General features: G+C 74.1%; 10 protein-coding genes. 2 read left to right on the plus strand and 8 right to left on the minus strand.

Translation table 11 applies throughout. From position 1 onward, the window contains the following. Nucleotides 1-6: 6 nt before the first annotated feature. The 7 genes from ABTY56_RS20565 to ABTY56_RS20595 form a co-directional block, all read right to left on the minus strand. On the minus strand, nt 7-966 hold the full coding sequence (locus ABTY56_RS20565; protein ID WP_350630372.1) for a hypothetical protein: 960 nt from the start codon (nt 964-966) through the stop codon (nt 7-9). Between the two features lie 57 nt (nt 967-1,023). Further along, nucleotides 1,024-1,326 carry a hypothetical protein gene (locus ABTY56_RS20570; RefSeq protein ID WP_350630373.1) on the minus strand — a complete coding sequence of 101 codons (303 nt, stop codon included), beginning with the start codon at nt 1,324-1,326 and terminating at the stop codon, nt 1,024-1,026. Between the two features lie 161 nt (nt 1,327-1,487). Beyond that, nucleotides 1,488-2,402: an MvdC/MvdD family ATP grasp protein gene (locus tag ABTY56_RS20575; protein WP_350630374.1), complete on the minus strand. Its 915-nt coding sequence runs from the start codon at nt 2,400-2,402 to the stop codon at nt 1,488-1,490. Next, nucleotides 2,399-3,157: a hypothetical protein gene (locus ABTY56_RS20580; RefSeq protein ID WP_350630375.1), complete on the minus strand. Its 759-nt coding sequence runs from the start codon at nt 3,155-3,157 to the stop codon at nt 2,399-2,401. The genes ABTY56_RS20575 and ABTY56_RS20580 overlap by 4 nt, the downstream gene beginning before the upstream one ends. 6 nt (nt 3,158-3,163) lie before the next feature. After that, nucleotides 3,164-4,123, minus strand: coding sequence for a hypothetical protein (locus ABTY56_RS20585; protein WP_350630376.1), 960 nt, complete (start codon nt 4,121-4,123; stop codon nt 3,164-3,166). Between the two features lie 91 nt (nt 4,124-4,214). Continuing rightward, nucleotides 4,215-7,985, minus strand: coding sequence for a hypothetical protein (locus ABTY56_RS20590; RefSeq protein WP_350630377.1), 3,771 nt, complete (start codon nt 7,983-7,985; stop codon nt 4,215-4,217). A gap of 3 nt (nt 7,986-7,988) precedes the next feature. Further along, on the minus strand, nt 7,989-11,696 hold the full coding sequence (locus ABTY56_RS20595) for a hypothetical protein (protein ID WP_350630378.1): 3,708 nt from the start codon (nt 11,694-11,696) through the stop codon (nt 7,989-7,991). 379 nt (nt 11,697-12,075) lie between these two features. Between ABTY56_RS20595 and ABTY56_RS20600 the strand changes: the two genes are divergently transcribed. Then, entirely contained in the window at nt 12,076-12,933 is an 858-nt protein-coding gene (locus ABTY56_RS20600) for a patatin-like phospholipase family protein (protein ID WP_350630379.1), read from the plus strand. Nucleotides 12,934-13,078: 145 nt separating this feature from the next. Further along, nucleotides 13,079-14,077, plus strand: coding sequence for a 1-aminocyclopropane-1-carboxylate deaminase/D-cysteine desulfhydrase (locus ABTY56_RS20605; protein ID WP_350630380.1), 999 nt, complete (start codon nt 13,079-13,081; stop codon nt 14,075-14,077). A 387-nt stretch (nt 14,078-14,464) separates the two neighbouring features. Here ABTY56_RS20605 and ABTY56_RS20610 read toward each other — a convergent pair. Continuing rightward, nucleotides 14,465-15,534: amidase (locus ABTY56_RS20610; protein ID WP_350630381.1), on the minus strand; the 1,070-nt coding region annotated here is incomplete at its 5' end.

The raw sequence follows: 15,534 nt of genomic DNA on the forward strand, positions 1-15,534 counted from the left end.
CCATCGTCAGGGCCTCTCGTCCGTGCCGACGACGGACACGGTCCCCAGGCGCTGGGGCGGCACGGTCGTGAAGACGACCGTCCGGGCCGGGCAATTGGGTGTCGGCAGCGTGATCACGGTCGGGGCGGAGGCGCTGCCGCCGGTTCGCAGGGCCTGGAGCGAACGCGCGGTGCAGCCCAGCGCATTCTGCCCGGCCTCGTCCAGGGTCAAGGTCACCAGGGCGGGAAGCTGCACGGTCTCCTTGGGCTCGGGTGCCAGCCCGAGCAACGTCACCCCTGCGGCGATCGCGGCCACCGAGGCGATCGCTGCTATCAGGGCCTGGTGGTACCGGCTGCCCACCTCGTCGGTCGCCTTCAGCCGGTAGGCGTCACGCCGGATGCTGTCCCGCGCTGACACCTGGTTCGTGAGCACGGTCAGCCAGACGGCGTCGGCGTCGGCTTTCCGTGCCTGTTCCGTGGCCAGGGTCCGCTTGAGGACGGCGTCGGCGCGGGCCTTGTCGGCGCCCTGCCGGTGGGCCCTGCCAGTGGCCGCCGCTCCGGTCGCCGCTGCCGCGGCCTCCGCGTGCTGGGCGTCCGATTCGGCGGCCGTGGCCGCGCTGCGGGACTCCGCGGCCTCGACCTCCTTATCGGCGAGGTTGTTGCGCAGCAGATTCAAATCGCGGTCCAGCTCCGCGAACGTCGCGTAGGGCTGACCAGGGATCCGCTTCACATCGAGCGTGCGGATATCGGCGTCCTCAAGGGGGACGGGCGCGAGCACGCGCGCGAATCCGAGGACCCCGACGAGGGCGCCGATCGCGGCCAGCGCCACGCCGAGCGTGAGCTTGAGCGGATCGAACCCGGCGTCGCCCGGCGCGCGGACCACGGACGCGAGAACGGCCAGACTCGGAATGGCACCCAGCGATGAGGCGATCCAACGGGCGGTGGTACGCGTGCCCTCGGCGGCGGCGACCGCCTCGTCCACGAACACGGGCGGCGAGGGAACGGGGGTGGCCTGAGCGGGGCGAGGTGTCGCGTCGGCCATCTGTCAGACCAGCTCGACCGTGATGGGATCCGGTGGTGGCCCTTCGATGTCCAGCAGGTCGAGCAGCCTGAGGAGCGTGGGCTGGAATCCGACGACCTCCACCACCGCCGCATCGGGCGCCGACTGGGTGGCAGCCTTCAGGTACTGGTGGAAGGCGTCCAGGGAAACGACGTCCTGGTTCTCCATGGCCGAGGACCCGACAATGACCTCATCCGCGCGAACCGCTACCAGGGGGATGCCGCGGCACCGAACGAGGACCCGCCGTCCCTTCGGCCAGCGCACCTCCAGATTGAGTGTGAGCGGCATGACCCACCAGACCTTTCGTGCTCCGGTGCTCCCGTGCCGGCTCCCCCTTCCGACAGCTTGGTTCTAGCAGAGGCACGGGGGCGACGCCTCGCGAGCGCGGCGTTCAGGTGGCCCGCCGAGCCCCGCTCCGCCGAGCCCGAGTGCGTGCGGGTGCTCGGGCGTCAGCGGGGGGCGAGGGAGCGGGCGATGGCACGGGCGATCGGTTGGCCGGTGTGGGACTCGAAGTAGGTGAAGGCCGGGCTGGGGTTGACCTCGAAGCAGTAGACGTCGCCGTCGTCGGTGAGCATCAGGTCGATGCCGGCCAGGGCCAGGCCGAGGTCCTCGGCCAGGTGCAGGCACCGGTCGGCCAGGGCGTCGGGTGGCTGCCAGGGGGAGAGTTCGGCGCGGCCGCCATCGTGGTGGGCGTAGCGGTAGTCCACCCGATCGGTGGTGATGCGGGTGGCGAACACCTCGGCGGCCACGGTGTGCACGCGGATGTCGGTGCCGCGGACGCGCTGCTGGAACTGGACCGGGCAGGAGCGGATGAGGGGCAGTCGGCCGATGGCCGCCCGGTCGAGGGCGTGGACGACGGACCGCTGGCAGCTGATCGACTTGTAGACCAGCTCGCCGTGGCGCGCCCTGAAGTCGTGGACCAGCTCGGGGTCGTTGGTGACCAGGGTCTCCGGCACCCGGAAGCCGGCCCGGCGGATCAGTTGGGCCTGGTGGGGTTTGGAGACGTTCGAGGCCGATGCGGCCGCCCGGTTCATCACACGGCCGGGAGCGACTTCGATCCAGGTGCTCAACGCGTCGTGCCAGGCCTGGCACCGGCGCAGGACGTCCTCGTCCGCGTGGAGGGCTTCGGGCAGCCGGCGCCAGTCCATCAGCCGGGCGTAGATGCCGGTGACCTCGGCGCAGTCGACGGGTCCGCCGTCCGTCGTCAGCCGTCCCCGGACGCCCACGCCGGTGGCCTCCAGCTCGAACGGCAGCTCCAGGAAGTGCCGTTGGTGGAGCACGGTGTAGGGCAGGCCCAGGTCGTCGAGTTCGGTGGTGACCCGGGCGATCGGCGACTCGCTCGCGATGCCGCAGACGGCGATCATCGGGCCGCCTCGGGAAGGCCGGTGAGATGGTCGAGCAGGCGGTCGAGGAACGGGTCGCCGCCGGAGCGGAGGTCGGGCAGCGGGCTCGCGCCGCGGAAGACCAGCCGGTGCCCGCCGTCCCGGTGCAGGTCGAGCCCGAGCAGGTCGGTGCCGGCGAGCCGTGCGAGGCGTACGCAGGCCTCCGCGTCTTCCCCGTCCTCAGCGTCCTCCTCCTGCTTGGCCGAGGGCGGGCCGAAGACGTGCTCGCCGAGCACCAGGACACCGTCGGAACCGGTCGGGTCGCCGTCCGGCTCACGGTCGGGGCTGCTGGAGATCCGCGCCGGCGGCACCGGCAGCCCCGCCCTCGCCGCGAGTACCGTCCACTCCGCCGCCGAGCGCCAGGCTCCGCACAGGCCGGTCGCACAGGGCCGGTTGACCGCGACGGGAGCGAGGCAGGTGAGCAGGCTGAGCAGGAGCGCGCTCAACTCCTCCTGGGCGTACCGGGCATCGGTGTGCGTGTCGAACGGCAGGAGCCCGAAGGGCGCGGCGGCCACCCGGTTGAGCACGCCCGAGACCTCCCGGCTGTCGAGGAGACGGCCGTCCGGCAGGACGACCTCGAAGCTCGCGCCGTGCCGGCCGACGCGGTGCACCGACCGGGTGGAGCCGAGCAGGGCCTGCGGGGAGAGCAGTTCCAGCGGCTCCAGTCCGCGTTTGCGCAGTCCCTCGTGGGCCCAGAGCGCCGCCCGGTCGGCGGGGTCGCAGAGCACCAGCCACATGCGGGCCTACCTCCTGCCCGGGCCGGTCTCGGGGTCCTCGTTCCCGAGGGCGCTGTCCGCGAGGTCGGGCCGCTGGTCGGCGGGGATGAAGTGTTCGGATCCCTGACCGGACCCTGCGCCGAACCCCCGACCGGGTGGCGCCGGCACGTGCGTCTCCAGCTCCTTGCCGACGTGGTCCTTGTGCTCCTTGTCCTTGACGTCCTTCTCCTTGTCCTTGAACTCCTTCCCCTCCTTCCCCACCTTCTTCTGCTCGCGCGTGAGCTGGAGGGTCTTCTCCCCGGCCACGGTGTCGTTGCAGTCCAGGGTGAAGTGCGCGGTCTGGGAGGGTACGGCGAACTGGCCGCCGGAGGCGATCCTGATCACGATCTGGCCGCAGGTGTTGGTGGGCAGGCCGGCGGGGAAGCTGTGCAGGACGAATCCGGCGCCCATGTCCATGTCGGCCGACCCGCCGAAAGTCAGGGTGCCCGGCCCGATGTTCGCGACCGGCACCACCTGGTCGGCCGTCGTCTCCAGGACGTTCACGTCCAGCGAGGTGGCCATCTGGATCCGGGGCTGCCGGCCTTCCGCGTCGGACGGGGCCGAGGTCCAGACGAAGCCGAGCTCCTGCGGGTCGTTGTTGGTGATCCGGAGGTTCCAGGCGGCGACGCCGGGGTCGTCGATCTCCAGCTGTACCGTGAAGACGTCGGTGGCGTCCCGGGTCCAGGACGCGGTCGCGACGGTCTTGCCGGTCTCGTCGGGGACGGCCGCCTTGGCGGGTTGCTGCGGCACGGCCGTGATCAGCCCCTGGCCGGCCCGGAGTTCGATGTCCGGCGCCCTGCCGCGCAGTGGCTGGCAGCTCGGTCCGACGGCCACCACCTGCAGGAACCAGGGGGACACCGTCGGATCCACGTCGAAGGCGACCAGGCCGGTGGTGGCCTGCTTCGCGAGCCTGATCTGGCCGATGCCGGGAAACATCTGGAATACCACCGTGATCGCCTTCTCTGGCTGTCGGGCTCTGTGATTGTGGGGCTGTGTGTTGTCGGGCGTGCTCGCTGTCGGGTCGGGGCCCCTGGCGCGCTCACCAGGTGCCGAGCGGAACGATGTCGAGGAACACCGGTCGTCCCGTCCCGTCGCCGCTCGCCGGGACGGGCTGGGTCTCGAACTCCCGGACGACCAGGCGCTGGGGCCGTGTCCCGGTGTCGGGGATGCTGATGGCGGCCGTGTGGCCGAGGACGGCGGTGGTCGTGAGGACGGTGGACCAGCCCGCGATGTCGGCCGTCGCCGGCACGCCGGCGTCCAGGACCTGGAGTTCGGTCCGGATGGCGTTCCCCGCGCCACCGGGGCCGAGGCCGTCCAGGACCACGGTCACCTGCCCCGGGCTCCGGGTGACCGTCAGCCGCCGGTCGGGCGGCAGTTGGACGGGATCGGTCAGGGCCACCTGCGACACGGCCGGCACGTCGGTGACGGTGTGCGGCTGGTAGCGGGCCAGGGCGAGCCGGACGAACGGGAAGTAGGACGAGGAGACCACCGGTGCCAGGTCGAGGTCGGCGTACCAGCGGTCCGCCTGGTCGTCGAACTCGACCTGGTACAGCCCGGCGTCCAGCAGTCGCTGCAGTTCGGGGAGCGTCACCTGCGCCCACTGCGGTGCGTTGACCTGGGCGCGGGTGAGCGTGCCGGGCGGCGCCCCGGTGGTGCGGATCGGGTCGCGTCCGGCGACCCCGACGTAGCGCAGGGCCTCGGCGGGGGCCGGCGCGGTGGGGTAGGCGAGCAGGGCCAGCACCTCGTCGTCGCCCGTCACGAACCAGGGGCGTTCGAGGTAGACCCGTAGGCCGCCGCCGCGGCGCAGCCGGGTGAGCGAGCGCTGTCCGTCGACCGTCCGGGTCCAGCGGAACGTCGGCATGCCGTAGAGGAGTCGGGGGGCGGGGGGCCGGGCCGAGCTCGGCACGTCGGTGTCCGCGAGCGCTCCGGTGGCGAGGCAGGCGCCGGGGTCGGCGGCGAGCGCGCGCCCGAAGCAGTCCTCGAAGCGCGACACGGCCGTGACGGTGTAGCTCACCCGGCGGTGGCGGGTGTCGCCGAACTCCTGGCGGATCAGCGGGAGCGCGTCCTTCGGCGGCAGGTGCTGGACCTCGTACGAGCCGACGTGCGCCGTCCGCTTGTGCACGGCGGGCGGGGTGGGCGGCGTGTCGTCGTGGTCGGACCACTCGGCGTGGAGGTCGATCCGCCCGGTACTGGGGATGTCGATCGCGAGGCCGTCCGTGCCGAGGACGGCGTCGTTGTCGCCGGGCTTGCGCTGGACGGTCAGCTGCCCGCCCGGGTCGGTCAGCGGCCGCTGCACCGCGTGGACCATGGTGACCGTCCGCGGCGGGGTGATCAGGCGGTTCTTCCCGTGGACGACGTCCTGGAAGGTCGCCGGGTTCTGCGGGTCGACGCCCAGCCAGAGCGCGATGCCGAGGTAGTCGACGTGCTCGTACGGCATGCAGGACGGGATGTCGAAGGTCACCTGTTCCGCGGGGCCGAGCCCGACCGAGAGGTGGCGGCGGTCCAGGTTCCGCACCGTGCAGCCGCTCGCGGCGGCCTCCAGCTTCACGGTCGCGGTCTGGCGGTCGGGCCAGTCGCCCTGCCAGACGGCGAGCACCGACCGGTCGGACGGGACGATCGGCCCGGGCTGCCCGTTGGGGCCCGTCGGCCGGGGCCGCGCGTTCATGGCGATGAAGGCCCCGCTCGGGTCGGCCAGCCAGGGCAGTACCGCGTCCGTCTCGGGGAGGGTGACGTACGGTGACGGAGCGCCGGATGCCGGGTCGGTGCCGACGGTCTGCGCTCCCGGCACGTCGGTGAGCTCGCGGTCCGCCCGCTTGGCGGTCTCGAAGAGCCGGGCCACGTCGGCGGCGGACGCGGTGGGGCCGAGGGCCTGGTCGAAGGCGCCCTCGTACTGCAGGGCCAGGGCGAGCGAGCACTTCGGGGGCAGGAGGTGACGCAGGTCGTGGGCGCGGTACCCGTGGTGGGCGGCGTAGTCGGCCACCGACACGCCGCGGTCGCTGCGGATGACCATGCGGTCCTGGCCGTCGCCGTCGTCGAACGCCCGGGTGGGCACGAGTTCCGGCGGTGGCAGCGGCTCGAAGCGCCGGTAGACGAGATCGTCGCTCTGCTCCTCGACGGTGCCGACCTCCTCGGCGCGCAGGCCGCCCCCGGCCAGGTCGGCGAGCCTGACCCGCAGCCGGTAGGCGCGGCCGAAGCGCAGCCGCGGCAGCGAGCCGAGGTCGCACGCCACGGTCGCGTCGAGGGCCGGGGTGACGGCCACCGGCTGGGTGTCCCCGGTGGTCACGATCCGCTCGGGCCGCTGGGCCACCAGGCTCCAGCCGTCCCAGCGGGCCACCGTCTGGTGGAGGTACAGCACGTCGGCCGGGCCGACGCCGGTGGCCGCCCCGCCGGGCCTGAGGTACCCCTCGTCCGGCAGCCCGGCCGTTGTGGCCGGCCCGAGCGGCACGCCGCCGACGGTGTAGTGCACCCGGCGGCGGCACAGCGAGTGCCACGTCCTGCTGGTGCCGTCGTACACGTCGAGCCGGTAGCCGCCCAGGAGGGAGTCCGCCGGCAGGGCGGACGCGAGCAGGCCGGAGGGCGTCGCGCGCTGCCGTGCCCGCTGGAGCTGCTTGCCGTGCTCCGTCTCCCGGCTCCGGTCGACGAGCGCGAACCCCATCGAGTGCAGGGCGGGCAGCGCGCCGGGCGGGGTGGGGTCGGCGACGGACGGCGTCGCGGACGCCGCGTCCGAGCGGGCGGCGCTCACCAGGCGCAGGGCTGCGCCGTCCACGTCGAAGGGCACGACCTCGAAGCGGGCGTTCCCGGCGGGCGCGGCGCCGGTCCCGCCGCTCCCGCCGCCGGTCCCGATGCTGGCTCCGGCCAGGGGGAGCATCCCCTGGCTGAAGCCGGTGGAGGTCGCCCCGTCGACGGAGGCCGGCAGGAAGCGCGTCCCGTTCAGCGTGTACGCCGTGCGCGGCGACAGATCGGTCTGGGCGGCACCGGTCCAGCCCGGCGGCGGGTTCGGGTCCGGGCTCGGCCACCGCGGCACCACCCGCAACTCGGCCGGGGCGGACCCGCCCAGCTGCGAGGCCGCGACGCCGAGGTCCGTCAGCAGGCCGAGCGCGCGCAGCACGACGGGGTGGTCGGCGAGGTGCGCGACGGTGTCGTGGAACTCGCGTTCGGGCGGCGCCGCGAAGCGTTCCGGCGGACTGAACTCAGCCTCGCTGCGCCGGTAGAAGGCGTACGCCCGGGCGAGGGCCGGCCGGTCCTCGGCGGCGCGTGCCGGCCCGGCCCCGGGCGGCAGCAGACCGGTCTGCCACTGGTCGGTGATCTCCCGCAGGGCGGCCCGGAGCCGGGCATCGTTCTCCGGCACGGTTCCCTGGTGCGCGGCGTGGGCCCGGGCGGTGGCGGTGTAGATGCCGCGGACCTCCGCGCCGGCCTCGCCGGTCGGGAACGCCCTGGTGTCCCGTCCGTCGTAGAAGGCGGCCTGGTAGGGCTCGACCAGCATGCCGCCGGCGAACAGCGCCTGCCAGGCGGCGAGTTGCTCGGCGGGCGTGAACCGGACGATCGTCCCGTCCAGCGCCGTGTACGGGACCGGCGACGCCGGGACGGCCGTCCCGGCGCGGAAGACGTCGAAGTGCAGGGCGGCGAACCGCTCCGGCCAGCGCTGCATCCCGAAGTCCGCCACCGTGAGCCGCCCGGCTCCCGGGCCGATCAGACGCGGCGTCAGCAGCACCGAGAACACCGCCGTCGGCTGGGATCCGTCGGCCGCCGGTCTCACCCGGCCGGCCGGGATCACCGTCCAGACGAACTGCCGCTCCAGGCCGGTCGACATGGGCTACTCCCCTGCGAACGCCTGGCAGTACGTCTGCCAGGGGAACGACTGCCCCTGCGGCCCGAGCGCCGCCTCCACCGAGGACGGGTCCGGGCCGGCCGCCAGGGCCGGATCGGCGTGGGCCGCGGCGGCCGCGAGGTGGGAGGAGCCGCCGAAGCTCTTGTGGCACTCCAGCGTCACGGTCTTGGAGAAGAACGTCAGGTCCACCGTGATGACGAGCCTGGCCGAGCCGCTCAGCACGTTGGTCGTGGTCTCGTACGTCAGGCTGAGCGTCAGCTCGATCGAGACGCTGATCAGCCCCAGCACGGAGACGCTGCCGCCGATCCGCAGATAGCCGGTGATCTCGGTGTCGTGGCCGTTCTTGGCGAAGACGACGCCGCCGAAGACGTGCACCTCCGCCGACGCGATGGTGAAGTCCATGACGACGGCGGCCCCGAACTCGATCCCGCCGGTCAGCCGCTGCAGGCCGCTGTCCGGGGCCCCGGCGCCGAGCCCGAGTTCCAGGTACCCGCCGCCGCCGAAGCCGGAGACCGTGACCAGGAACGGCCGTTCCCGGGTGCCGAAGGCGAAGTCCACGGCGATGGGCCGGTTCGTCAGCGACAGCGTGACCGCGATCCGGATGGTGAGGTTCTGCAGACTGAACACCATCAGGCCGGCGGTCGGGACGGCGAGGGTGTACGAGGCCGTGATCGCCGCGGCCGACACGTCGATCCGCGGGCCGCCGCGCCCCGCCTGCGGGATCAGGTCCTGCAGGGTGCGCAGGAACTTCAGCGTCCCGTCGAGCTCGACGTTCGACAGGGTGACGTCGAGGTGCAGGCTCCGGCCGGCATCGGCGGTGAAGACGACGGACGCGAAGGTGAGCGTGACGAGCGCGCCCGGGCCCTTCGCGGGGATCACCAGCTCGAACTTGTCGATCTCCCCGGTCGCGTGCATCTGCGGCTTCCCGCCGACCAGTCGGGCCAGCGCCTCGATGCGCACCGACGACCCGGCGCTCGGGTAGAACGGCGCGACGGCCTTGTCCAGCGGCTGCTGCCAGGTGAGCTTCGCGGACGGGGTGTCGGTCCCCTCGCCCAGCCACAGCAGCTTCGGCTGGTCCTTGACGACGGAGATCAGGTCGCGCAGCGGGACGACGCCGAACAGCGTCGCGTCCGGGGCGAACAGCTTCGCGGGATCCGTCGGGAGCGTGTCACCGACGGCCGGTCCCAGCGTGCGCGAGATCTGCGTCACGGTCATGTCGGGGGCGGCCAGCGACCCCGCGCGGGCCCCGGCGGCACCGAAGTCGAGCGCCCTCGGGGTCACCAGGTCCAGCAGCGCGTCCGCCGGTGGTTGGCCCGGCGGGGTGTTGACGAGCGCCTTCGCGAGCGTCGCGGGCAGTGTCGGAAACGGGCCCAGCAGCTGGCGGGCCGCCGGCAGTCCCACCGTCAGCTGGGTCACCTGCGGGTAGAAGCCCACGCCGCCGGCGGGGTGCCCCGCTCCGAGCCCGCCGAAGGTCATCGACTGCACTTCCTGCACCGCGCCCGGCGCCGCCTGGGTCGGCGACACCATCGCGAGCGGGATCCGGCTGCCGACGCCCGAGACCGGCCGCCCCGGGCCCGCGAAGGCGCCCGTGCCGGCGCCGCCGCCGTAGATCCCGTCGAGGGCCGCGGCGTGCGCGGCGTCGGCCGCCGCGTCCTCGACGAACAGCAGCGGCAGGTGCAGCTCCACCTCCCGCTGCCCCGCGCCGGCCCGGAGGGTGAAGACCACGGGCACACCGCTGCGCCTCGGCCAGAAGCACCTCGGGTCGCCGGGCGCCGAGCCCAGTGGGATCCAGGACGCGTCGTCCAGCTCCGAGGCCTGTCCGGGGTCGATCGCCACCCGCTGGAAGGGGAACCGCCGCTCGTGCCCGCCGCCCGCGCCGATGCCGTAGTCGTCGCGGACGGGCTCGGTGACGATCAGGAAGCTCTGCCGGTGCAGCGCGGCCACGGCGGGATCGGTGCCGTCGAACCGCCGGTCGGTCACCTCCACGTAGACCGCCCGGTGGCCGAACGGGAACAGTGCGCCGGTGGCCGCGACCTTGACGTGGAAGTCCCGGCCCAGCGCGGCGTCGTGGGCCCACTCCAGATGGGGCCAGTGGGCGGAGGCGGAGAACCGGGCACCGTAGGTGCTCAGGATCAGCCGGTCGACCGCCACCGGGACGCCCGGGTTCTGGGCCGCGGCCGCGACGATCTGGTCCAGCCAGGCGTCCAGGGGCGTCCCCAGGTTCGTACCGCCGGGGACGGCGCGGACCGGGCGCGCCGTCAGCCGGCCGTCCGTGTCGTGGACCCGGCTGTGCCAGAGCTCGGTGCCGCCGCCGGCGCCCGTGGCGGGCAGGCTGCGGTGGGTGCAGCGCGGCTGCTGCTGCAGGGCGAGGACGAGGCGCCAGGGGAGTTCGAGCCGGGTCACCTCGTCCCCCGCCGAGGCGGCGGTGGTGACCAGGGGGAGGTGGTCCATCGCGTCGAGCAGACCCTCCACGGTGAGGACGACCGGGTCCGCGCCGACGGCGAAGCACAGGGTGGACGGTCCCGCGAGGTAGCCCTGGGGCGGCAGACCGGACTCCGCCAAGGTCTCGGCCAGGTGCTGCGGCGGCACCTCCACGATCAGGCGTCCGCCGCCCGCGCCCGCGTCGGCCACCAGCTGGACCGTGCCGTCGGGCCGGGTCTGCTCGTGCAGGTGCCGGCTCCGGAGGGTCAGGGTGACGAGGTCGTCCGGGCGCAGCACGGCGTAGCTGCTCGGCGATGCGCTCGGGGCCGCGCTCGGTGTCGTGCTCGGGGCCGCGGTCGGCAGGTCGAGCAGGTGCCAGGCGGACCACGCGGTGTCGAACCGCCGGTGCATGAGGGCGACCCCGGCCCAGACGGCGAGCACGTCGACCCGGCCGCCCCCGGACCCGACGGCGGCCAGTAAGGGGCGGTCGGTGTCGTGGGCGGAGAGGTCGCCGCCGAGGTGCTCCCAGCCGAGCCACGGGTCCAGGGCGGAGTGCCACAGGCCGCGGTCGCCGCCGAGGAAGACGTCGTGCTCCGTCGCGGCGATGCAGGTGAGGGACCGGTCGGGTCCGTCGGGCAGCTCCCCGAGGTCCTCCCAGGTCGGGGCTTCGTCGGTGGGTGGTCCGTCCGTCGGTGGTTCGGTGACCGCGAAGTGGCCGCGGACCAGCCGCCCTTCTCGGGTGTCCGCGACCAGGAGCACTCCCTGCGCGGCCCCCGCCACCGCGGCCACCAGTCCGGAGGCCCGGCCGCCGGTGGGGAGCACGATCGGCCGGCCGGCCGGACGCCAGTGCACGATCTCCCGGTCCGCTGCGTCCGTCCTCAGGAGGAGGCGGATGTCGCCGCTCTCCGTCGCCACGACGGTGAAGCCGGTCGCGGCGAAGCCGCGGGGGAGTACACCGTGGGGGAGCAGGCCGCATGACGTCCACTCCGGCCGCTCCTCGCCCCGGTCCTCGCCGTGCAGGCGCAGGCGTCGGAGGTCGCCGTCGGCGCTGAGGGCGAAGACCTCGACCGCGCCGCCCTCGACCGCCGTCGCGGCCAACCGCCCGAACCCGGGTACGGGCGAGGACCAGGGACTGCCGAGATTGCGCCACGCGCTCCATGTGCCGTCGAACGTCCGGTGCCGCACGACGCCGTTCCGCGCGCCGACGAAGAGGTGCAGGTGGCCGTGCCCCGGGGAACACAGGGCCAGGGCCCGCGCCGACTGATCTCGCATGGGGTGCCCCCAGCATCCGACCGGCGACGGTCGGGGGGTGCCGAACCTTGCGGCAACCGCCGGCCCTCGGTCCTCCCAGACTATTCCCGGTTCGACCACGCATCAATGTCGGTGACTGTGCGTAGGCTCGTCCGGGGGAACAGCCTGGCCTTCCCTGACAGACCGTAGCGGGGTCCAGCGGCCGGCCAGGCTGTGGGTACGGCCGGGGGGCGTGCCCGCCCGTGCCCTGCCCGCCCGTGCCCTTCCCGGATGCGCCGTACGGCCCGTGCCGTGTCGCCCTCGACCGGTGTACCCTCACCCGAGGGAGAAGCGGGGAGTGTTCCCCATTTATTGTGGTCGGGTGGGTCGGGTGGGTCGGGTGGCCGGGGAGAGGAGCGCCATGAGCGGGACGGCACTGGTACTGGGCGGCGGCGGACCGGTCGGCGGTGCGTGGCTGACCGGCGTCCTCGCGGGCCTGGCTGACGGCGGGATCGACCTGACGGCTGCCGACACCGTCATCGGCACCTCGGCGGGAGCCGTCTTCGGCGCCCGCCTCGCGAGCGGCGAACCCGCGCGCGAGCTGTACGAACGTCAACTGGCCGACCTCGACCGGGTCGAGATGGGCGTCACCGCCGCGCAGACCCTGCGCTTCCTCTGGGCGGCCCTCGCCACCCGCAACCCGGACCGCTCCGTCCGGCGTCTCGGACGCGCCGCCCTGAACGCGCGCCCGGCCCCCGCCCACGACCTGCACGACACCGTTCGCACCCTGCTGCGCGAGGCCACCGCCTGGCCCGCGCAGCTGCTGCGGGTCACCGCCGTGGACGCGGAGACCGGCGGCGTCGAGGCCTTCGACGCGGGCTCCGGACTCGACCTCGCGGACGCGGTCGCCGCCAGCTGTGCGGTCCCCCTGGTCTGGCCGCCCGCAGCCGCCCTCGGGCGGCGGTGGATCGACGGCGGCACCCGCTCCACCGGCAACCTTCAACTGGCCGCCGGACACCGGCAGGTGCTGGCCGTCTCGCCCGTGCCCACCGCCGTCGGGCCGCACCCCAGTGCCCGACAGCAGGCAGCGGAGCTCCGCGCCGCCGGCACCCACGTCACCCTGATCACCCCGGATGCCGACGCCCGCCGGGCGATGGGACGCAACCTGACGGCCAACGCCCGCCGCCCGGCCGCCGCCCGGGCCGGGCACCGGCAAGGCGCGGCCCTCGCCGCCTCGGTCGCCCGCACCTGGCCGGTGCAGCGCACGGCCGGAGGGTGAGCGGAAGCGGGCCGTAGCCGCCCGGTCGTCACCGACCGCCGTCGTCACCGGCCGCCGTCGTCACCGGCCGCCGTCGGTGCCGGACGCCGAAGCAGGCCCTCCCTGCCCCTGGGCAAGCGCTCGGTGCTGCCCTACCGTCGGCGGTATGACGCGTTCCCTGCTGCACCAGCGCTGGCCGGAGCTGACCGAGTCGCTGCCGTACCTCCCGCTGGGCGACGCGCCGACGCCGGTGCGCCCGTTGGCCGGGCTCGGTAGCCGGTCCGCGGTGTGGCTGAAGGACGAGAGCGGCTACGGGCACGGCGGTTGGGGCGGGAACAAGGTCCGCAAGCTGGAGTGGCTGCTGCCCGAGGCCCGCCGTCGGGGAGCCCGGACGATCCTCACCGTCGGCGGGATCGGCACCAACTGGGGCCTCGCAGCCGCCCTCTACGCCCGTGAGCTGGGTCTCGACGTCGCCCTCGGACTGATCGACCATCCGGTCGACGACCACGTCCGTGCGCAGCTCCGACGGCTGCGCGCCAGCGGCGCGACACTGCACTTCCTGCACAGCAGGACCCGGCTGATCCTCGCCGCACCGTGGCTGTTCGTCCGGCACGCGCACGGTTTCACCCCGCCCTTCTTCCTTCCGGCGGGCGGGTCCTCGCCGCTCGGGGCGCTCGGGTACGTCGAGTGCGCGCTCGAACTGGCAGGGCAGGTGGCGGACGGCCTGCTGCCGGAGCCCGGGTGGATCGTGACGGCGGTCGGCTCGGGCGGTACCGCGGCCGGTCTGGCGCTGGGGTTGCGGCTGGCCGGTCTGCGCACCCGGGTGCTGGGCGTCGTGGTCAACGACACCCTCCGGCTGGACGGGCCGACGCTCACCGGTCTGGCGCGCAAGTCGCTGGCGCTGCTCCGGGATCGGGGTGCCCGCCTGCCGCGGGTGGAGCCCGGCCCGTCGGACGTGGTCGCGGAGTACGGCTGGCTCGGCGACGGCTACGCGCACCCCACCGCACCGGGGGCGGCGGCGCTCGACCGGGCGGCGTCCGGGGCGGGCCTGGAACTGGAGCAGACGTACACCGCCAAGGCGCTGGCGGCGCTCCTGGAACTGGACGCCGCCGGGCGGTTCGGCGGGGAGCCCGTGGTCTTCCTCAACACCTTCGGTCCCAGGTAGCCACGCGCCACGCGCCGTCCGTCGCCCGCCGTCCTCGGGCGGGCGAACGGTCGGCACAACGCGGACGAGGCCCGGCACCCGTGGGGGCACCGGACCTCGTCCGACTGTGGAGCGCCAGGCCCGGGTTGCACGGACTCTTCCTACTGAAAGTAGGACGTGCTCTGGTAGCACCGCTGACGCCTGACGAGGAAGGATCTCCCTCGCGACGAGAAGAACATTAGCAGGTCATCGGCCTTTCGAACGACCGCGACCGCTACCGCCCGCAGGCCGAGCGCCGCCGCAGCTCCCACCGTCCGCCGCGAGAGCGGTGGGAGCGGTGGGAGCTGCGAGAGCCGTGCGGCGTCCGCAGGACACCCGGGGCCTGACTCCGGGTGTGCCGGTGATCTGTCAGACGGCCGGGAGCCGCGGGGTGCGCGGCGGCTCGGTGCGGCGGTGCCCGGTCGCGTGGAAGGCGGCGGCGAGCCGGAGGAGCACGTTGTCGTCGTAGGCGCGTCCGGCGAAGGTCAGTCCGACGGGCATGCCAGTGTCGGTCATGGTGCCCATGGGCACGGTCACGGTCGGGATGCCGAGGTGGCGCGGCACGAGGTTGCCGTTCGCGACCCAGACGCCGTTGCGCCAGCCGAGCTCGGCGGAGGCCTCGTTCACGTCCGTGTCGGCCGGACCGACGTCGGCGACCGCGGGGAACACCACGGCGTCCAGGCGCAGTTCGTCCATCCACGACTCCAGGTCGACCCGGCGGGTCTCCTCCAGCCCGCGCAGACCGTCCCTCAGGTGCGGGATCTCGGTGAACGACGCGTACGGGTGCTCGCGCACGAGGCGCGGGTAGTCGGCGAGCACGTCGTCGAAGCCGGCGTAGCGGTCCGGGAGTTCGCCGGGGTGCTTGGGCCAGATCCGTGCGCCGTCGACGTCGGCGAGGCTCGCGAGCGCGGGGTCCCCGTTGGCGCGCAGGAAGTCGTCCCAGGACCAAGCCGACAGGTCGAGGTACTCATGGGCGAGGAACTCGCGGCTGACGAGGCCCCGGGTGAGGAGGGAGGGCGCGCCGGGGCGGTCGGATTCGTAGTTGGTCACGACGGGGAAGTCGACCTCGACAACCTCGGCCCCGGCGGCCTCCAGGTCGCGGCGGGCGGCCTCCCACAGGTCGATGACCGAGGCGCGCGTGTCGATCCGCTGCCCGGTCGATCCGCCGATGCCGCCGTCGGGGTTGGTGCCGGCGTCGGGGTCGGCGTTGATGTACATCCGGGGGACGCCGACGCGCTTTCCGGCGAGCGTGGAGCGGGCCTCTGCCGCGTCCGCGGGGGCCAGCGCAGGGTACGACGCAGGGCGCACCCGGGACGGCGCGGGGATCGGCACCCAGGGCTGGGCGCGCCACAGGTCGCCGCGGGTGTCCGGGTCGTCGGCGACGATGACGTCGAGCAGTTCGAACAGGTCGGCCATGGTGCGGGTGTGCGGGACGACGA

It is taken from the genome of Kitasatospora sp. NPDC097691, from assembly GCF_040302665.1.
In the GTDB taxonomy this organism is placed as follows: domain Bacteria; phylum Actinomycetota; class Actinomycetes; order Streptomycetales; family Streptomycetaceae; genus Kitasatospora.